The sequence below is a fragment of the Aeromonas sp. QDB25 genome, from assembly GCF_027707725.1.
GTDB lineage: Bacteria > Pseudomonadota > Gammaproteobacteria > Enterobacterales > Aeromonadaceae > Aeromonas > Aeromonas caviae.
This window is the reverse complement of sequence record NZ_JAPCIZ010000149.1, coordinates 1-3,717: the sequence shown is the minus strand read 5'-3', so window position 1 is coordinate 3,717 and position 3,717 is coordinate 1. Positions and strand designations below refer to the sequence as shown.

2 protein-coding genes are annotated in these 3,717 nt (G+C 55.9%); one reads left to right on the top strand and one right to left on the bottom strand.

Annotated features, from left to right (window positions below):
- Positions 1-132: 132 nt before the first annotated feature.
- Positions 133-618, top strand: coding sequence for a zinc ribbon domain-containing protein (locus PG883_RS22775; RefSeq protein WP_270808327.1), 486 nt, complete (start codon positions 133-135; stop codon positions 616-618).
- A gap of 33 nt (positions 619-651) precedes the next feature.
- Here the strand turns inward: PG883_RS22775 and PG883_RS22770 are convergent, their stop codons facing one another.
- Positions 652-3,591 (bottom strand): HsdR family type I site-specific deoxyribonuclease, encoded by a 2,940-nt coding sequence (locus tag PG883_RS22770; RefSeq protein WP_270808325.1) that lies wholly within the window; start codon positions 3,589-3,591, stop codon positions 652-654.
- Positions 3,592-3,717 lie beyond the last annotated feature (126 nt).

Genomic DNA, 3,717 nt, shown 5'->3' with positions numbered 1-3,717 from the left:
TGAGTTGACCCAATCTGAACACTCGAGTTAGAAACGGGGTGACGTGAGCGCGTTAAGGATCAGGGTGTTCACGTTGGCCGGAATGGCTGTTCAACTTCGCCGGAATACGCAGCGCGTGAGGCCGGAACCCTGGTGGTCGGTGACATCACAGAGATGCCGCGCAACAAGCGCAAACAGAAGCAAGGCTCGCGTCGTCTGAATCAAGGCAACTCGGGTAACCCGCTGGGCCAGCTCTATGGCTATCTGGCCTACAAGGGCAAACGCCGGGGCATCGAGCTGGTCAAGCAGAACGAAGCCTATACCTCGCAAACCTGTCCTGCGTGTGGCCATCGCCATAAACCCGCAGGCCGAGTCTACCATTGCCGCCAGTGCGGCTATGTGGGCATTCGGGACAATGTTGGTGCCTGTAACCAACTGAACAAATACCAGAACGACGGGCGGATAATCGCCGGAAACTGCATTCCCCCCGAGCTGGTGAAGTATCGCCGCCCCGTAACACTACGGCGCGGCGTAGACCGTCTGACTGGCGGCATGTTGCTGGATACCACCCTCACTGCGGATGCAGGCTCTTCGGGGCCAGGCTCTCACAAGCCGCTGTGTCTGCGGTCTGTGGCTTGATCCAGAATCCTCTTCCTTCAGGGGGAGGAGCAGTCAAAGTTGCCCGCCTACACCCTTGAACTTCTCAACAAAGGCAGCGATCTTCTGGAAGACAGTCTGCTTCTTGGTCAGGAATTGCGGGTTCAATGGGCTCATCTTAGGCAGAACCGCATTGAGCTCCGTGCCATTCTCGGTGGCGAACTCGCGCTTCAGTGAGTTGGTGATATAGCGCTTGGCGGATTCTGCGTTCAGGCCCTCGTCGCTAATCAGCTCTGCAGCCTCTCGCTGCTGTTCCGCTTGAGCGAAAGTGAAGAAGGCCTCAATTACGCTGGCCTTGTCGCCGATCTGGTCCAAATCGGTCTGGTTGATGAAGTCCACCACCAGACTTTCTTTCGCGCGGTTGCCCAGGCTGGCACGAATCACACGCCGCACTTCATCCACCAGTTCAGACTTGCTCTTGGTCTTCTTGTTGTGCTCGAAGATCAGTTCCAGGATGTAGTCCAGGTTGATTTCCTGAGACTTCAATAGGTCCACCTCAAAGACCACGTCATCCCAGTCAATGGTGGACTTCTCTTTCTCGGCCCCAGCCTTCTCACGGCGTAGCCAGTCGCGCACGTCGTTGTAGGTCGAGCGATAGTCCTGAACCTTCCGCTCGGGCGGGAGCGTGATGGCTTGCAGCTCGGTCAGATCTTCATCACTCAGGTAGTGCTTGGCCTTGAATGCCTCGACCGCTGCCGGGTCGGTCATGTCGACGCTTTGCAATTCCTTCAAGCTGGCAAATTCGTCATAGTTCTGCAGCACGTTCTCGACGCGTAGGTACTCGCCGAACAGCTTGGCGAAGGCTTTTTTGTCAGCTTCCTTTTCAATGGCCGATGGATCGGGAAAGCGGGTTTTCAGCTCGTTCACCACGGCGACAAAACCACGTCGCGCCTCACCGGTGGCCGCATCGGTGAAGCCTTCCATGTACTCCTGGTAGCTCTTCTCCAGCACCACGTTCTTGGTGTTCTTATCACCGAACAAGGTGATGGCGTCGATGGTCGCCTGTTCCAGGTCGCGGAAAGTGACGATATTGCCGAAGGTCTTGGTGGCGTCAAAGATGCGGTTAGTACGCGAATAGGCCTGCATCAGTCCGTGGAAGCGCAGATTCTTGTCGACAAACAACGTGTTGAGCGAGGGCGCATCGAAGCCGGTCAGGAACATACCCACCACGATGAGCAGGTCGATCTCCTTGGCCTTCACCTGCTTGGCCAGGTCTCGGTAGTAGTTCTGGAAGCCGTTGCTATCCACGCTGAAGTTGGTTTTGAACAGTGCGTTGTAATCCGCAATGGCTGCGCTCAAAAACTCCTTGGCGCTGCTGTTCATTGCGGATACATCAAAGCTTTCATCCTGAATATCGCCGATAGCATCCTGCTCCTCATTGGCGGCGAAGGAGAAGATGGTCGCCACGCGCAAAGGCTTGTCGCTATCCTTCTGCAAGGTCTTGAACGACTCGTAATACAGCTTGGCGGCATCGACGCTGCTCACGGCAAACATAGCGTTGAAGCCCTTGTTGCCCGCGTGCAGGCGGTGGGTTTTCTGCCGGAAGTTGGTCAGGATGTACTGGGTAATTTCGCGGATGCGGTCAGGATGCAGCAGGGCTTGCTTGTTCTCTGCCGCACTCAGCTTCTTTTCGTCCTTCTCGGTCTCGATGGCCTTGAACTGCGGGCGAACATCGTTGTAATCCACCTTGAACTTCAGCACCTTCTCATCGCGGATCGCGTCGGTGATCACGTAGGAATGCAACTCGCGGCCGAATACGCTGGCGGTGGTTTCCGCACCCAGCGCGTTCTCCGGGAAGATTGGGGTGCCGGTAAAGCCAAACTGATAGAACCTCTTGAACTTCTTCTGCAGGTTCTTCTGCGCTTCACCGAACTGGCTGCGGTGACATTCATCGAAGATGAACACGACCTGTTTGCCGTAGATGGGCAAATCACCTTCACTCTTCATCAGGTTATTGAGCTTCTGGATGGTGGTGACGACGATCTTGTTGTCGTCCTTCTCCAGATTGCGCTTGAGGCCAGCCGTACTATCAGAGCCATTCACGCTGTCGGGAGAAAAGCGCTGGTATTCCCGCATGGTCTGGTAGTCCAGATCCTTGCGGTCCACCACGAAGAACACCTTGTCGATGAAATCCAGCTCGGTGGCCAGGCGCGCCGCCTTGAAGCTGGTCAGCGTCTTGCCGGAACCGGTGGTGTGCCAGATAAAGCCACCGCCCTCAAGACTGCTCCAGCTCTTGGCCTGATAGGCGCTCTTGATCTTCCACAGAATGCGCTCGGTGGCTGCGATTTGATAAGGGCGCATCACCAGCAGTGTATCGCTCACGTCGAACACCGAGTAATGCAGCAACACATTAAGCAGGGTGTGTTTCTGGAAGAAGGTGGCCGTGAAGTCCTTCAGGTCCTTGATCAGCGTGTTGTCCGCCTTCGCCCAGTTCATGGTGAAGTCGAAGCTGTTCTTGTTGCGCTGCGTGGTGTTGGCGAAGTAGCGGCTGTCGGTGCCGTTGGAGATCACAAACAGCTGCAAATACTTGAACAAGGAATTCTCGCTGTTGAAGCTCTCCTTGCTGTAGCGATGCACCTGGTTGAAAGCCTCGCGGATGGCCACGCCGCGCTTCTTCAGCTCTACTTGTACCAGTGGCAGGCCATTCACCAGAATGGTCACGTCATAGCGGTTGGCATGGCTACCGGTTTGCTCAAACTGGCGGATGGCCTGCACCTTGTTGCGGGTAACGTTCTTTTTGTCCAGCAGGTAGATGTTCTGGATGCGGCCATCGTCAAACACGAAGTCATGGATGTAGTCATCATGAATTTTGCGCGTCTTGTCGACGATGCTGTCGCTGGGTTTGTCCAGGTAGGTTTCAACAAATCGCGCCCACTCACCGTCGGAGAACTGCACGTTGTTGAGCGCCTGCAGTTGCGCGCGCACATTCGCCAGCAAGGCTTGCGGCGTGTTCAACGTAGGCAGGAATTCGGTATCTATTCACCAGGACGGGGTTGACGGCATCAGTTCTGCCGGGATGGGATAATCTGTCTTCTCGATGCACGCCCTGACCACGGCCCTCAACCACTCCTGTGGGCAGCG